Below are 15686 nucleotides of genomic sequence, written 5' to 3' on the forward strand. Positions count from 1 at the left end.
TTTACCCTTTGACCGCACCCGACGCAATGCCGCGGACAAACCAGCGGCCCGAAATGAAGTACACAGCAAGCGGCACCAGCGAGGTCAGAATCGTCGCCGCCATGTTGACGTTATAAAGCCGCTCGCCGGTCGTCGTATTGATGATGTTGTTCAGTTGCACCGTCATCGGCAGATTCTTCGTGCCGGCGAACACGAGGCCGAGAATGAAGTCGTTCCAGATGCCCGTCACCTGCATGATGACCGCCACCACGATGATCGGTGTGGACATAGGCAGCATCAGCTGGACAAAGATACGCCAGAAACCGCCGCCGTCGATGCGCGCCGCCTTGAAAAGCTCTTGCGGAATCGACGCGTAGTAGTTGCGAAACAGCAGCGTCATCACAGGCATGCCGAAGATCGTATGAATCACGACGATGCCCGGCAGCGAACTGAACAGATGCACGCTCGCGAGTACCCGCACGAGCGGATAGACCATCACCTGCACGGGAATGAACGCGCCCATCAGCAACACGCCGAACAGCATGCCCGCACCGCGCGGACGCCAGAACGACAGCGCGTAGCCGTTCACCGCGCCGATAGCAATCGAGAACACGGTGCTCGGCACGACGATACGCACGGAGTTCCAGAAGCCCACCTGAATGCCATTGCAATCGAGCCCCGTGCATGCGGACTCCCACGCCGCGCTCCATGCGTGCAGCGTGAAATGCGCCGGAAGAGCGAGCAGATTGCCGAGACGGATCTCGCTCATCGGCTTGACGGACGTGACTAGCATCACGTAGAGCGGCAGCAGAAAAAATAGCGCCGCGCTGAGCAGAAACAGATAAACACCAACGCGCGCCGGTGTGAATGCCGCACGGCGGCGCCGCTTTGGCGCGGTATGCGGCGCGGCGCTTTTCAGCGGCGAACTGAGCGTGTTCATCACACCTCCTTGCGCAACGCCGCGCGGCTGCGGGCATAGAAGAACGGCGTGAGAATCGCGAGCACGGTTACGAGCAGAACGATCGAGGCCGCCGACGCGAGGCCGATGTTCGCTCGGCCAAACAGATAGTCCATGATGAACTTCGCCGGCACCTCGCTCGCGGTTCCGGGGCCGCCTTGAGTCATTGCGACCACGGCGTCGTAGAGCTTGACGACCATCACGAAAAGCAGCACGAACGCGGTGGAGATCGACGGTCCGAGCATGGGCACAACGATGCTCGCATAGACCCGCCAGCGCGGAATGCCGTCGATACGCGCGGCTTTCCACAACTCGTCGTCGATGCCGCGCAAGCCCGCCAGCAGCAAAGCCATCACGAGACCCGACGCCTGCCATACGGTGGCAATGACGATCGTGTAGATCGCCCAGTCCTGGTCGACGATCCAGTCGAAGCGCGCATGAACGAAACCGAGCTTATGCAGCACAGCCTGCGCGCCGAGCTGCGGATTCAGAATCCACTGCCAGACAAGGCCCGTGGCAACGAACGACATCGCGTACGGATACAGAAACACGGTGCGCAATGCGCCTTCAGCGACGACACGTTGATCGATAAAGATGGCGAGCAGCAAACCGATCGCCATGCACGCGACAATGAAACATGCGCCGTAAATCACGATGTTTTGCAGCGACAGCAACCAGCGGTCGTTGTTGAAGAGCCTCACGTATTGCGCCAATCCCGCGAAGTCGCCCGATGGAAACGTGCGCGAATTGCTAAGCGAAACACGCGCGGTCCAGACCATCGTGCCGAGATAGGCGAACACGACGGTCAGGACCATCGGCAGCAATGCGAGCCATGCCGCAATCGAAAAACGCTTTTTTAGCGGCTTTTTCAGGGGCTTTTTGCGGGACCCGGACCTGGACCGCGACGCATGCAGCTTGAGCGCGTGCATATTGCGCCTAGCTCTTCAACGCGCCGGCAAACGCTTTTTGCGCGTCGTCGACCGACTGGTTCTTGTTCCAGAAGTTGGTGACGACGTCGATCAGTGCGCCTTGCGTATCGGGTGAAAGCAGCATCTCCGGATTCGGCAACTGACGCGACTTGTCCTTCATGATCGCAATGCCCTCCTTCGCGCAGATGTCGAGAGCACCGGCATCCACATCGGGGCGAATCGGAATCGAGCCTTTCTTTGCGCTGAATGCGACTTGCGCGGGCGGCGAGGTCATCACCGTGGCAAGAAGGTTCTGTGCTTTCACGCTGGTGGCGTTATCGCTCTTCGGAAACACGAATACGTCGCCTGCCACGAGGTACGGCGAATGCGGGCCGAAGCCCGGGAAGCAGCCAAATTCCTTGCCCGCGCTCTGCTTAGCCGCCGAGAATTCGCCCTTCGCCCAGTCGCCCATGATCTGCACACCGGCCTTGCCGGAAATGACGAGCGCAGTCGCATCGTTCCAGTTGCGGCCGGGCGAGCCTGCATCGACGAAATCGTGCAAGCGCTTGAATGCAATCAACACCTTTTTGAACGCGTCGGATTTCACCGCATTCGCGTCATGGTCGCGATACACCTTGAGGTACAGGTCGGGGCCGCCTACGTCGGCGAGCACGGCATCGAAAGTGATTTTTTCCTGCCACGGCTGGCCGCCGAATGCGAGCGGAATCACGCCAGCGGCTTTCAGCTTGCCGAGATCGGCGATGAACTCGTCGTAGCTTTGCGGCTCGGCGGTAATGCCGGCCTTCTGGAACGCGGGTTTCGAGTAGAAAAACCAGGCCGGCATATGAATGTCGACCGGCGCGGCGTAGTAGTGCCCTTTCACCTTGATGCTGTCGAGTATCGACTGCGGGAACACGCCGCTCCAGTTCTCTTTCGCGGCGACGTCGTCCACATTGTTGAGCAGCCCCTGATCGATCAGGTCATGAAACTGTTTCGACGTATTGAACTGCGCTGCCGTGGGCGGATCGCCGCCGACAATACGGTTGATCGCGGTGGAGCGCGCCTGATCCGCGCCTGCAACTGCGTTATCGACCCACTGACCGCCGGCCTTGTTATAGGCATCGGCAAACTGGCGGATCGCGGCGGACTCGCCGCCCGACGTCCACCAGTGAATCACGTTGGCCTTCAGAGGCTCCGCATGCGCAAGCACGCCATTCATCGCCAATGCCGCAACCATCACTCGCAAGACCGTTTTTCTGCTGTTCATTCCGTCTCCTCCGAAGGCTCGCGCCCGTGTTTCAAGTCGACATGCAAACCAGCTTCTGGTTCTTTTTCGTTGCTCTTTCGTTGCCTCTTTCGTTGCCTCTTAGATGCGCTGGCTTCTCTCTTTTCGCTCCTTGAGGAATTGCGACACCAGTTCGGCGCTGCGCTTTAGCGTGCGCTTCTGCGTGACGTAGTCGACATGCACGATACCGAAACGGCGCTCATAGCCGAATGCCCACTCGAAGTTGTCCATCAGCGACCACAGGAAATAGCCGCGTATATCGACGCCGGCCTTGATCGCTTCGTCCACCGCCGCAAGATGGCGCTTCAGAAACGAAATGCGCTGCGTGTCGTTCACGCGTCCGTCGATCACCGCGTCGTCGGAGGCCATGCCGTTTTCGGTGATATACACCGGCGGCAAGTTCGCATACTCGCGGCTGAAGCCGATCAGCAGATCGCGCAAACCGTCCGGATACACTTCCCATCCCATCTGCGTGCGCTCGACGCCTTCCAGCGGCACGTCCTTGAAGCCATGCGCGCCGTCGCTCGCGACATTGGTGCGAAAGTAATAGTTGATGCCGAGAAAATCGAGCGGTGCCGAAATGGTCTGCATGTCGCCGTCGAGTATCAACGGCTCGGTGCCCGGCCACAGTTCGAAAAGCGCCTCAGGATAAGTACCTTTCAGCAACGGATCGAGAATCCACGCATTGTGCTGGATCTCGAACAGTTGCGCGGCGCGCTGATCCTCGGCACTGTCGCTGTTGGGCGTGCCGCGCCCGATATTCGCGACGATGCCCTTCTGCGAGGCCGGATCGTTCGCGCGCAGTACAGGCAGTGCGAGTCCGTGCGCGAGCAGCAGGTGATGCATTGCCTGCGTGGCGAAGCGTCCGTTGGCAAGACCGGGCGCGTGATGGCCGTTGCCATAGCCGAGATATGCGGAGCACCACGGCTCGTTGAGCGTCGCCCATGCATCGACGGTGCCGGCCAGCTCGCGGCTCATCAGATCCGCGTAATCCGCGAAACGGTATGCGGTTTCGCGATTGAGCCAGCCGCCGCGATCTTCCAGATGCTGCGGCAAATCCCAGTGATAAAGCGTCACGAAGGTGGTAATGCCCTTCTCTTTCAGCCGCGTCAGCAAGCGCTTGTAGAAGTCGAGTCCCTTGCGATTGGGCGCGCCGTTGGCGTCCATCACGCGCGGCCACGCAATTGACAAGCGGTAGCCTTCGAGCCCGAGGCCAACGAGCATTTCAACGTCGGATTCCCAGCGATGATAGTGATCGCACGCCACTGCGCCGCTGTCGCCGGCGAGCACTTTGCCGGGCGTCGCGCAGAAGGTGTCCCAGATGGATGGCAGGCGGCCGTCTTCGTCGACCGCGCCTTCGATCTGATACGAGGCAGTGGCTGCACCCAACAGAAAGTCCTTGCGCCACAGCGTCGAGTCGGCGGCAGGCGTGAACGGATCGGCAGACAAATGAGAGGAAAGTGCGTCGTGTGCCACGGATTCTCCATGCAAGCGAATGCTCGGCTGAGTTGAGTGAACCGGGTACGGCGAAATACGGGAATCGACTGCATTGACATCTGCAAAGGCAAAAGTGGAAGCGCTTCCACTCAACGCTCGCGAACAATATCAGTGGCCTCTTCGACGCAGCAATCAGGGTTTGTCTGGAGCGGTGCTGGCACGCCCTCTCAACGCATGCCCGACGCATTGATCAGCGCCGCGCTGCACCGGAAATGCGGCGCGATCGCAGGCCTCGCATGGGCTTTTCCAATCCGCGGAGACCTGCCTCTCCATTGCGGTGCTTGCAGTAACAACAGAGGATAGCCTTTTACCGTGTGAGGCAATCATTGTCTTGCAGGCTCTTGCGCGTGACGCCCGTTATTCATGGCGCCGCTCTATTTAACGGACAGTGAGCGCCGCGCCCGCCGTTTCCGCGCGCTTCGCGACAAAATTCCAACGCAGCGCTGTGGCCGTCTCCACAGGCGCCGGCAGAAGCCCCGCTCGGTAGAACGTGTCGGCGATCTTTTGCTGTTCACCGAAGTTCTGCGTATCCACTGCCCGCACCGTGTAACTGCGGCGTCCGTTCGCGCGCTCGATGGTCGTGGCGTCCAACCCCCAGATCGGCGCGAGCAGTTTCGCTGCATCGTCGGGATGGCTGCGAACCCAGGCTCCCGCCGACGACAACTGCGCGAACACAGTGCTGATCACCTCCGGATGGGCCGCGGCAAAGCTACTCGACGCGAGGTAGTACCGCTGATACGAGGCAAGCTCTGCGCCGTTGGCGAGGATGCGTACGTCCGGCGCCTGATCGACAGCCGCGACATACGGGTCCCATGTGACCCATGCGTCCACGCTGCCGCGCTCGAATGCGGCGCGTCCGTCGGCGGGCGTGAGATAGCTGATGCGCACGTCGGCGGGTGCGAGACCTGCCTTGGCAAGCGCGGCGAGAAGCAGGTAATGGCTGCCGGCGGCCTTGGTCACCGCGATACGCTGGCCCCTCAGGTCGGCGAGCGTATGCACGGGCCCGTTGCGCTTCACGATGATGGCCTGAGCGCCGGGCGACGGTGCTTCCTGTGCGACGTAGACGAAGCGCGCATGAGCCGCCTGCGCGAACACCGGAACCGTGTCGGCAACGTCGGCGCTGAAGTCGACCGCGTCGGCGTTGAGCGCCTCGGTCAACGGCAGGCCGCTCGCAAACTCGTTCCAGCTAATGCTCACGCCCAACGGCGCCAGCGCCTGCTCGAGCGAGCCGCGCGCTTTCAGGATGGTAATGAGTGTCGAAGACTTCTGATAGCCGATCCGCAGCTTCACAGGAGGCGGGACACTGCCAGTGGTTTGCGCCTGCGCAGAGCTGACAGCGAGCAACGAACTCAGCGCCACTCGGGCGAGCAATCGAAAGATAGAAAGTGTCACGGCTCGAAATTCCGGTGAGGTCAATGCAATGAAACTGCGATCGTAGCAACGGCGGATCGCACGGATAAGCGAGCGTTTTAACTATGCTTAGCAGATGAACGCATAACGCTTAGTCTCTTCCGGCATATCAATGCCAGAATTGATTGGTGGTCGCGGATCAACGGCCGATTGAAAATCAAAAGGATCGACAGACGCAGTCGCGCGTTCTCTCTCGCGCTTTCGCGCCGCTCACTTCCGCATCCGAAACCGTCCATGACCACAACCCGGCCTCGCCAGCTCCATCTGAACGTCAACATTCTCCACTCGGGGTTCGTTCCTTCTGCGTGGCGCGTCGAAGAAGCGGATCCGCGCGCGTTCATCGACATAGATCATTACGTGCGCGTCGCGCGGATCGCAGAGGCCGCGAAATTCGATGCGGTGTTTCTCGCGGACAACGCATCGATTGCCGATCAGATCGACTTCCGCCCTATCACCGCGCTGGAGCCCACCGTGCTGCTGGCCGGCATCGCATCGGCCACGACGCATATCGGCGTGATCGGCACCGCGTCGACCAGTTACAACGAGCCGTACAACATTGCGCGGCGCTTCGCGACGCTCGATCATCTGAGCGGCGGACGCTCGGGCTGGAACATCGTGACGACCGCCGATCTGGGCTCGGCGCGCAATTTCGGCCGCGACGCGGTGCCGGATCATGCAGAGCGCTACGAACGCGCCGCCGAATTCACCGACGTCGTGCAAGCGCTATGGGATAGCTGGGAAGACGACGCGTTCATCGGCGACAAGGCGAGCGGGCGTTTCATCGACACGGCGAAAGTGCACCGCATCGAACATCGCGGCAAATACTTCAGCGTCGACGGTCCGTTCAATCTGCCGCGCAGTGCGCAAGGGCATCCGGTGCTGATCCAGGCGGGCGGCTCGGCGGACGGTCGCGATCTCGCATCGCGCTACGCTGAAGCGGTGTTCTCGGCGTCGCAATCGTTCGACGAAGCGGCGGCCTATGCGCGGGAACTCAAATCGCGCGCGGCGGCGTTTGGACGCGGTGACGAAGCGATTCGCGTGCTGCCGGGTCTCACCACCATCATCGGTGCGACGGAAGCGGACGCGCTGCGCCGTCGTGACGAACTGGTGGATCTGATTCCATGGAGTTACAGCCTCACGCGGCTCGCGGGCATTCTCGGCGTGAGCGTGGAGCGGCTGAAACTCGACGAGCGTCTGCCCGACGATCTCACGTTGCGCGGCGGCGGCAACGGCAATCACACGTTCTTCCACGCGACGCTCGCGCAAGCACGCAGCAATGGCTATACGGTGCGTCAGTTGATCCGTGCGCTGGCGGGCGGCGGTGGACATCGCGTGATCGTCGGCACACCGGAACAGATCGCCGACGATATCGAACACTGGTTCAAAGGCGGGGCCGCCGATGGTTTCAATCTGATGCCGGATGTGCTGCCCGGCGGCTTGCGGGATTTCACGGACGGCGTCGTGCCGCTTCTGCAACAGCGCGGCATTTTTCGCACCGAATACGAAGGACGGACGTTGCGGGAACACTTCGGGCTGCCGCAGCCGGTTAGTCGCCGCCGTCACTTTGAAGCACGACAGGAAGCTGCGATTGCGTGAGCGGCGGACGTCGTAGCGATAGCCGTAACAGTCCCGCTATCGACGACTTCGGCTTCGTGCATCACTCCCCGCAGTTTCCACCAGACGCCAAGCGGTGGGACCGGTAGCCGGGCAACGTTAGATCAATGCCAGTTCTCGACTCGGGGCCGCCGTCTTCGCCACGTGAAATCAAGAAGACGACTCTGCTATCAACCGGCACCTGGGTCGACGTCGTCGGGCTGAAGATGCCACCGCGCAGATCACGCTAGGGCGCTTCGTAGGCAAACCGCGACGACGGCACCGTTTCCCGATTACATCACCTGGCCGACACTTTCTCGTGACGAGCGAGCAGCATATGTGCGAGCCATTGCAACGGAACCAAGTTTTTGTCAGGTACAAAGCAAGCACGCAGATTTGGACAGACGCCGGGCGGCGGCAGGTGAAAAATGCGCTCGCCGTTCCGCTCAGCGCGTCTGAAATTTCACAACGACTGCGCACGAACAAACACGCTCGGGTTATCTGCGTGCGCCACCGCTCAGAGATGCGCCCAGCGGGTATGCTTACTGCTTACTCGCGAGCACAGACCGCAACACGTCACAGCTTGCGGCGCGACACAATGGAGAAACCACATGCGCCTCGATGATGAAGTAGAAAGCCAGAACGTCGAAGACCGGCGAGGCGGAGGAATGCGGTTGGGCGGCGGCATCGGCATTGGGACGATTGTGATCGCACTCGCCGCGTCGTACTTCTTCGGCATCAATCCGATGACGATTATCAACGGTGCGCAAGTGCTGCAAGGCAACGCGCCGCAGCGCAGTGCGACGACAAACGCGCCGCCCGCCGAAGATGCCGGCAGTCACTTCGTACGCCGCGTGCTCGGCAACACCGAACGCACCTGGCAGCATATCTTTCGCACGCAGTTGAATCAGGACTATCCGGCGCCGAAGCTCGTGCTCTTCAGCGACGCCACGCGTACCGCATGCGGCACCGGCCAGTCCGCGATGGGGCCGTTCTACTGTCCGCCGGACCGCACGGTTTATATCGACTTGTCGTTTTACCGCGAACTGCGCGACCGCTTCGGCGCGGGCGGCGACTTCGCGCAGGCGTATGTCATTGCGCATGAGGTCGGGCATCACATACAGAACGTGGTGGGTATCTCCGACAAGTACGAAGCGGCCCGTGCGCGCATGTCGCAGGCGCGCGGCAATGCGCTGTCCGTGCGGCTCGAATTGCAGGCGGATTGTTTTGCGGGCGTGTGGGCAGCGGTCGCGCAGCAGTTGAACGCGAAGCTGATGGAACCGGGCGACTTCGAGCAGGGGCTGACCGCAGCGGGCGCGATCGGCGACGACCGGTTGCAGCGGCAATCGCAGGGACGCGTCGTGCCCGAGGCATTCACACATGGCACGAGCGAGCAGCGGCAGCGCTGGCTGCGGCGCGGCCTCACGACGGGCGATATCCGCCAGTGCGATACGTTCTCGGCGCAGTCGTTGTGATCTCGACGTGGCGTCGAGCGTAGCGCGTTGAGAGGCTACAGTGTCATGCCAGCCAGTGCGCTTTGTCGCTGCGCGGCGTGAACAACGCGAGCGCCGCGGCGGCGATGAACAACGCGGGCACATCGCCCGCCAGATGGCCCGGGATGGCGCGCCCCGTCCATCTCCGGTCATCAGCGTGCCGTCCGAACGGCCGCCTGCAGCTAGATTTGTATCGCGTCTGACGAGTACCGCACACTCTCGAAATCCCTACAAACAAAAAACTAACATTACATAACACTTTCAACTATAAAATCAGGACGTGCGGCGAACAGCCTTGTCTCGCCGCATGCCCTCTGCCCGCCGGCCTTGCCGGCGGGCTTTTTTTTGCCTCCTGTGAATGAGTCTCCGCCATTCCTTCAAATTCCTTTCATATCAGGAATAACGCCTGATGATGCCCGCATTTCTTTCGCTTGACTTACTTGATATATCACATACTGTATTGGTTCGACCAACGCTTTCACGACGTCTAAAAGGTCGGCCGCGGAGCTGCTTGCCCGCAATCACAAGACAAGGCATGCCAAAAGGAGACAGTGATGAAATCGGATCATCAGGAAGGAGCGTCGTCGTGGGTAGCGTCACCGTGGGTGCAACTCGTATTCGGTGTGATCTGCATGGCGATGATCGCCAACATGCAGTACGGCTGGACCTTGTTCGTCAATCCGATCAACGAAAAATATCAATGGGGCCGCGCGGCGATTCAGGTCGCGTTCACGATCTTCGTCGTGACTGAAACCTGGCTGGTGCCCGTTGAAGGTTATCTGGTCGACAAGTATGGGCCGCGTCCGGTTGTAGTCGGTGGCGGCTTGCTATGCGCGATTGCGTGGGTGCTGAACTCGGTGGCGTCGTCGCTGCCATTGCTCTACATTGCGGCGGCGATAGGCGGCGTCGGCGCGGGCGCGGTCTACGGCACCTGCGTGGGTAATGCGCTCAAGTGGTTCCCCACTCGTCGCGGCCTTGCAGCGGGAATCACCGCAGCCGGTTTCGGTGCGGGGTCCGCGGCCACCGTCATTCCGATCTCCAACATGATCAAGAGCAGCGGCTACGAAGCGACCTTCCTGTCGTTCGGCCTCGGCCAGGGCATCATCGTCGTCCTGCTCGGGCTCGCCTTGCTCGCGCCGCCGGCCAGTCTGCTCGCCACCGCAAAAAGCACGATCAAGCGCGTGGTCTACAACGCCACGCCGCGCGAAGTGGTGAGCTCGCCAGTGTTCTGGGTGATGTACCTGATGTTCGTGATGATGGCCGCGGGCGGCCTGATGGCTACCGCGCAACTCGGACCGATAGCGAAGGACTTCGGCCTGCACGACTCTCCGGTTTCCTTGCTCGGATTGACGTTGCCGGCGCTGACTTTCGCATTGACGATCGATCGCGTGCTGAACGGTTTGACGCGGCCGTTCTTCGGCTGGATCTCGGATCGCATCGGCCGGGAGAATACGATGTTCATCGCATTCGCGATCGAAGCGGTCGGCATTCTGGCGCTGTCGAAATACGGCCAGAGTCCGGTGGCGTTCGTCGTGCTGACCGGCATCGTGTTCTTCGCGTGGGGCGAAATCTACAGCCTGTTCCCCGCCACGTGCGGCGATACGTATGGACCGAAATTCGCGGCTACGAATGCGGGCCTGCTCTATACCGCGAAAGGCACGGCTGCGCTGCTCGTGCCGTTCACCAGCGTCATTACGGCGGCAACCGGCAACTGGCATGCCGTCTTCATGCTTGCGTCCGGCATGGCGGCAGCAGCCGCGCTGCTCGCACTCTTCGTGCTGAAGCCAATGCGGCGCGCGCACGCGGCGCGTCACGCGAGTCCGGCGAGCGAGAGCGCTTATAGCGGCGCATTGATAAGCGAATCGGCGCGCGTCTCGGCCGACGGTGGTTGATCATTGTTATCAGTGTTAATCGAACGGACCGCATCGCCGCACAGCGGCGACTGCGTGTCCGGGAATGCGGGAGTACGATCTCCCGATCCGCTCGACCGATATGACTGAACACGCACGGGAATAAATGAGTGACTGCCGGTGTTCACCGGAAGATGCGCGTTGTAGCCTGACGTTCGACGGACAGGTGAAGCGCATCTCACAGTCGCCTCTATCGTCACTCCACATTACCGTGAGCCACACATGAACGTATCCGAACGCCTCGCGCAGTTGGGGCTCCAATTGCCGCAGCCGATCAACCCGCTCGGCTCCTATCGAACGGTGTCCGTTTCAGGCAGTCAGCTTTATGTCTCCGGTCTCGGTCCGTTCGAGGATGGCAAGCCGATGGTCGGAATAGTCGGCGGCGATCTGTCTCTCGAAAGGGCCCAGCACGCGGCACGCCTGACGATGCTGATGATCCTGGCCTGCGTCGATCAGGCATGCGGGCTCGACAACGTCGACAGATGCAGCCGACTCACTGTCTACGTGCGCGCTGAACAATCGTTCACGCAACATCCGCAAGTGGCCAATGGCGCGAGCGACCTTCTGCTGACATTGTTTGGTCAGAGCAAGCTTCCAGCGCGAAGCGCCCTTGGCGTGCACACGTTGCCGATGGGCATCCCCGTCGAGATCGACAGCATCTTCGACTTGAAACGGTGAACATGAGCCGGCACGCGTAAGAAACTACTCGCCATATCCCACCCCATTGCGGCGCCTTAACTCCACCACATCGCGAAGTGGAGGCGCCCCGAACAGCCGGCTATATTCGCGGCTGAACTGCGAAGGGCTGTCATACCCGACCCTGACAGCCACCGACCCGACATCTCCCTTCTGTCCCAGCAGCAGCTTTCGAGCTTCGTGAAGCCGCAGTTGCTTCTGATACTGCAACGGACTCAGCGTCGTGACGTTCTTGAAGTGATGATGGAACGACGACACGCTCATGTTCACCTCTTGTGCCAGCATCTCGACCCGCAGGATCTCCGTGTAGTGATTCTGGATCCACTCGATCGCGCGCGCGATCCGGTAGGTCTGACTCCCATTTACGGCGATGTGCCTGAGCCGCTTGCCCTGCTCGCTCGTCATCAACCGGTAGAGCAGTTCCTTTTCGATGAGCGGCGCGAGAACCGGAATGTCATCCGGAGTATCGAGCAATCGCACGAGCCGCAGCGCCGCGTCGAAAACCGGTGCCGACAGCGAGCCCACCGCGATGCCCTCGCCCGCCGACACGGCCCCCGGTTCCGGCAGACACAACTGCGTCGCCAGTTCCGCGATGGCCTGCGGATCGAGCGTGAGCTTCACGCATAAATAAGGCGCTTCGGACGACGCTCGCGTGACCTGCGATGTCATCGGCAGATCGACGGACGTCACGAGGCAATGCAGATGATCGTAGTCGTAAGCCTGCCCCGCGACCACGACCCGCTTGGCGCCTTGCGCCGCGAACACGAACGCGGAGTTCGTCACGCCGCAGCCAAGATCGGCGGGCGCCGAGTACCGGTAGAAAGCCAGAGAGGGAATCGCCGTCTGGTGCGCGCCGTCGACTGGCGCGAACCGGCTGACGAGCGCGGCCAGTTCGCGGCGTGCCGCTTCGCGCGACGCCGAGGGATCCATCCCGGAAGAAGCCAGATTCATGTGCATTGAACTCCGTTGACGGAAGCGAGCATACTCAACCGCTGCCAGACTGCCACGTCCGGCTCGTTCGATTTGCAGAATTGTTCAATATTTTTGCAGGATTGTGTAAGCGGAACAGCAAGCCGTCGGTCACACTGCCGCGTACACCCGGCGCCAAGTTCGGGCTTTCCCCACCGGAGAGGTTTCATGTCCACATCGTTTGTCCTGAACGGCAAGAACGTCACGCTCGACGCCGATCCCACCACGCCGCTCCTCTGGGCAATTCGCGAGAACGCCGGCCTGCACGGCACCAAGTTCGGCTGCGGCATGGCGCAATGCGGCGCCTGCACGGTTCATCTCGAGGGCGAGGCCACCCGTTCGTGCGTGCTGCCGCTCGCCGCCGTCGCGGGCAAGCGCATCACGACCATCGAAGGCATTGAAAGCCGGCCCGCGAAAGCGATCCAGGCCGCATGGGTCAAGTTGCAGGTGCCGCAGTGCGGATACTGCCAGTCCGGACAGATCATGTCGGCCACAGCCTTGCTCGAACACAACGCCACGCCTACCGACGCCGATATCGACGCCGCAATGAACGGCAATCTGTGCCGCTGCGCAACCTACACCCGCATACGCGCGGCCATCCACGAAGCAGCCGCCACCCTGAAGGCCTGACCATGACGACCGGATCTGATCTCAAGGACGCAGTCCGCCCGTCGCGCCGGACCTTTCTCAAAGCAGCCGGCGCCGTCGCTGCAGTCGGCGCGAACATCGGCCTCACCATCGGCTTCGAGTGGGCGGGCATGGGCCGCCGCGCACTCGCCGCCACGATGCCTGACGCGACGTTTGCTCCCAACGCCTTTCTGCGCGTCGCGCCGGACAACAGCGTGACCGTCATCGCGAAGCACGTCGAGATGGGCCAGGGCGCGTACACCGGTATCGCGACCATCGTCGCCGAAGAACTGGACGCGAACTGGCAGGACGTACGTGTCGAGAGCGCGCCCGCCGACGCAAAGCGCTACGCGAATCTGGCCTTCGGCACGATGCAGGGCACGGGCGGCAGCTCGGCAATGGCGAACTCGTGGATGCAACTGCGCGAAGCCGGTGCGAAAGCGCGTGCAATGCTGGTCTCGGCCGCCGCCGCGCAGTGGAAGGTGCCCGCAACGGAACTCGTGACGCGCGACGGCAGCGTGCACCACGCGGCCACGAACCGCAGCGCAACCTACGGCTCGCTCGCGTCGGCCGCGGCACGGCTGCCGGTGCCGCAGAAGGTTACGCTCAAATCCCCGAAGGATTTCCGCTTGATCGGTCATCAGCTGCCGCGCGTGGACGTGCCGCCGAAAACCGACGGCACCGCGCAGTTCACGCTCGACGTCACGTTTCCCGGCATGCTGGTCGCGTTGCTGCAGCGTCCGCCGCTCTTCGGTGCGACGGTCAAGTCGTTCGATGCGTCGGCGGCGAAAGCAGTGCCCGGCGTCGTGTCGGTCGTGCAGGTGCCAGGCGGCGTCGCGGTGGTCGCAAAGGGCTTCTGGGCGGCGAAACAGGGCCGCGATGCGCTGAAAATCGAATGGGACGATTCAAAGGCTGAAAAGCGCAGCTCGGACGCGATCATGGCCGAATACCGGCGGCTCGCCGAGCAGCCGGGCGCAACCGCCCGCAAGGACGGCAATGCGGAGCAGGCGCTCTCAGGCGCGGCGAAGAAAATTTCCGCATCGTACTCGTTCCCGTATCTCGCTCACGCGCCGATGGAGCCGCTCGACGCGGTCGTCAAACTCACCGCCGACAGCTGTGAGATCTGGGCCGGCGATCAGTTCCAGACCGTTGACCAGGCAAATGCCGCGCGCACGGCCGGGCTCGACCCGCAGCAGGTGAAGATTCACACGCTGTATGCGGGCGGCAGCTTCGGGCGGCGCGCGAATACGCGCTCGGACTATATCGTCGAGGCCGTGTCGATCGCCCGCGCGCTGGGCGCGAACGGCACGCCGGTCAAACTGCAATGGACCCGCGAGGACGACATCCACGGCGGCCTCTATCGGCCCATGTACTTCCACAAGCTGGACGCGGGGCTGACAGCGGACGGCAAGCTCGTCGGCTGGCGGCACCGGATTGTCGGCCAGTCGATCCTCGGCGACACACCGTTCGCGAGCGTCATGGTCAAGAATGGGATCGACGCGACCTCGGTCGAGGGCGCCGCCAACCTGGCCTACGCGATTCCGAACATCTCGGTCGAACTGACGACCACGCAGACCGGTGTGCCGGTGCTGTGGTGGCGCGTGGTCGGCAGCTCGCACACGGCATTCGCGGTCGAGGCGTTCATCGACGAGGCCGCGCACGCCGCAGGCAAGGACCCGTTCGCTTTCCGCCGCGATCTGCTCGCGCACGAACCGCGTATGCGTGCCGTGCTCGAACTCGCCGCGCAGAAAGCCGGCTGGGACCCGGCCAAACCGTTGCCCAAAGGCCGCGGGCGCGGCATCGCCGTCGCCGAAGCGTTCAAGACGTTCGTCGCGCAAGTGGCCGAGGTCTCCGTCGATCAGGACGGTAACGTGAAAGTGGAGCGCGTTGTCTGTGCGGTGGATTGCGGCACGCCGATCAATCCGGACGTGATTGCTGCGCAGATGGAAGGCGGGATCGGTTTTGGCCTCGGCGCGGCGTTGCACAGCGCGATCACGCTGAAAGACGGCAAGGTCGAGCAGAATAATTTCGACGCTTATCAGGTGCTGCGAATCGCCGAAATGCCGAAGGTCGAAGTGCATATCGTGCAGTCGGGCGAAGCGCCGACGGGCGTCGGCGAGCCGGGTGTCGCGCCAGTCGGGCCGGCGGTTGCCAACGCGATTTTCGCAGCCACGGGCAAACGGCTTTACGACTTGCCGTTCCCGAGCGCTGCGGGGAAAACCGTCTGACAGGCACACGCGGGGCTACCGGCTTTTCGGCCGGAAGCCTCGCTGCCGGAGCACGCCACCGTCACTAACATATTGAAAATAATTAAATAAACGCCCCGATGTGTCGATAACAGGTTCAGCCGCTTTTCCGTTG

General features: G+C 62.0%; 12 protein-coding genes. 6 read left to right on the forward strand and 6 right to left on the reverse strand.

From position 1 onward, the window contains the following. Position 1: 1 nt before the first annotated feature. The 5 genes from JMY24_RS16745 to JMY24_RS16765 all read right to left on the reverse strand — a co-directional run bounded on the left by JMY24_RS16745 (position 2) and on the right by JMY24_RS16765 (position 6019). Positions 2–919: a carbohydrate ABC transporter permease gene (locus tag JMY24_RS16745; RefSeq protein WP_128584704.1), complete on the reverse strand. Its 918-nt coding sequence runs from the start codon at positions 917–919 to the stop codon at positions 2–4. Continuing rightward, entirely contained in the window at positions 919–1866 is a 948-nt protein-coding gene (locus JMY24_RS16750; RefSeq protein ID WP_128597507.1) for a carbohydrate ABC transporter permease, read from the reverse strand. The genes JMY24_RS16745 and JMY24_RS16750 overlap by 1 nt, the downstream gene beginning before the upstream one ends. A 7-nt stretch (positions 1867–1873) precedes the next feature. Further along, on the reverse strand, positions 1874–3112 hold the full coding sequence (locus JMY24_RS16755) for an ABC transporter substrate-binding protein (RefSeq protein ID WP_201702473.1): 1239 nt from the start codon (positions 3110–3112) through the stop codon (positions 1874–1876). Between the two features lie 99 nt (positions 3113–3211). Next, entirely contained in the window at positions 3212–4606 is a 1395-nt protein-coding gene (locus tag JMY24_RS16760) for a GH1 family beta-glucosidase (protein ID WP_128597509.1), read from the reverse strand. Between the two features lie 399 nt (positions 4607–5005). Beyond that, positions 5006–6019, reverse strand: a complete 1014-nt coding sequence (locus JMY24_RS16765; protein WP_413231251.1) for an aliphatic sulfonate ABC transporter substrate-binding protein — start codon at positions 6017–6019, stop codon at positions 5006–5008. A 252-nt stretch (positions 6020–6271) separates the two neighbouring features. Here JMY24_RS16765 and JMY24_RS16770 point away from each other — a divergent pair, with 252 nt between their 5' ends. From JMY24_RS16770 to JMY24_RS16785, 4 genes are all read left to right on the forward strand, one after another. Next, positions 6272–7633: an LLM class flavin-dependent oxidoreductase gene (locus JMY24_RS16770; RefSeq protein ID WP_128597510.1), complete on the forward strand. Its 1362-nt coding sequence runs from the start codon at positions 6272–6274 to the stop codon at positions 7631–7633. 608 nt (positions 7634–8241) lie between these two features. Next, on the forward strand, positions 8242–9105 hold the full coding sequence (gene ypfJ / locus JMY24_RS16775; RefSeq protein WP_128584698.1) for a KPN_02809 family neutral zinc metallopeptidase: 864 nt from the start codon (positions 8242–8244) through the stop codon (positions 9103–9105). 572 nt (positions 9106–9677) lie between these two features. Further along, positions 9678–11015, forward strand: coding sequence for an oxalate/formate MFS antiporter (gene oxlT / locus JMY24_RS16780; RefSeq protein WP_128584696.1), 1338 nt, complete (start codon positions 9678–9680; stop codon positions 11013–11015). 240 nt (positions 11016–11255) lie between these two features. Beyond that, entirely contained in the window at positions 11256–11711 is a 456-nt protein-coding gene (locus JMY24_RS16785; protein WP_128597511.1) for a RidA family protein, read from the forward strand. Between the two features lie 24 nt (positions 11712–11735). Here the strand turns inward: JMY24_RS16785 and JMY24_RS16790 are convergent, their stop codons facing one another. Then, on the reverse strand, positions 11736–12680 hold the full coding sequence (locus JMY24_RS16790) for an AraC family transcriptional regulator (RefSeq protein WP_128597512.1): 945 nt from the start codon (positions 12678–12680) through the stop codon (positions 11736–11738). A gap of 186 nt (positions 12681–12866) precedes the next feature. Here JMY24_RS16790 and JMY24_RS16795 point away from each other — a divergent pair, with 186 nt between their 5' ends. Both JMY24_RS16795 and JMY24_RS16800 read left to right on the forward strand, forming a co-directional pair. After that, complete coding sequence (locus JMY24_RS16795; RefSeq protein WP_027776065.1) at positions 12867–13328, forward strand: (2Fe-2S)-binding protein; 462 nt, start codon at positions 12867–12869, stop codon at positions 13326–13328. A 2-nt stretch (positions 13329–13330) separates the two neighbouring features. Beyond that, on the forward strand, positions 13331–15553 hold the full coding sequence (locus JMY24_RS16800) for a xanthine dehydrogenase family protein molybdopterin-binding subunit (protein ID WP_201702475.1): 2223 nt from the start codon (positions 13331–13333) through the stop codon (positions 15551–15553). Positions 15554–15686 lie beyond the last annotated feature (133 nt).

Origin of the sequence: Paraburkholderia kirstenboschensis, from assembly GCF_904848585.1 — a bacterium.
Classification (GTDB): Bacteria; Pseudomonadota; Gammaproteobacteria; order Burkholderiales; family Burkholderiaceae; genus Paraburkholderia; species Paraburkholderia kirstenboschensis.

Excerpts from the sequence above, each read along its gene's own strand:
- ypfJ (WP_128584698.1), top strand. The coding sequence starts at position 8,242 with ATGCGCCTCGATGATGAAGTAGAAAGCCAGAACGTCGAAGACCGGCGA.
- oxlT (WP_128584696.1), top strand. The coding sequence starts at position 9,678 with ATGAAATCGGATCATCAGGAAGGAGCGTCGTCGTGGGTAGCGTCACCG.
- JMY24_RS16750 (WP_128597507.1), bottom strand. The coding sequence starts at position 1,866 with ATGCACGCGCTCAAGCTGCATGCGTCGCGGTCCAGGTCCGGGTCCCGC.
- JMY24_RS16745 (WP_128584704.1), bottom strand. The coding sequence starts at position 919 with ATGAACACGCTCAGTTCGCCGCTGAAAAGCGCCGCGCCGCATACCGCG.
- JMY24_RS16795 (WP_027776065.1), top strand. The coding sequence starts at position 12,867 with ATGTCCACATCGTTTGTCCTGAACGGCAAGAACGTCACGCTCGACGCC.
- JMY24_RS16790 (WP_128597512.1), bottom strand. The coding sequence starts at position 12,680 with ATGAATCTGGCTTCTTCCGGGATGGATCCCTCGGCGTCGCGCGAAGCG.
- JMY24_RS16785 (WP_128597511.1), top strand. The coding sequence starts at position 11,256 with ATGAACGTATCCGAACGCCTCGCGCAGTTGGGGCTCCAATTGCCGCAG.
- JMY24_RS16755 (WP_201702473.1), bottom strand. The coding sequence starts at position 3,112 with ATGAACAGCAGAAAAACGGTCTTGCGAGTGATGGTTGCGGCATTGGCG.
- JMY24_RS16770 (WP_128597510.1), top strand. The coding sequence starts at position 6,272 with ATGACCACAACCCGGCCTCGCCAGCTCCATCTGAACGTCAACATTCTC.
- JMY24_RS16800 (WP_201702475.1), top strand. The coding sequence starts at position 13,331 with ATGACGACCGGATCTGATCTCAAGGACGCAGTCCGCCCGTCGCGCCGG.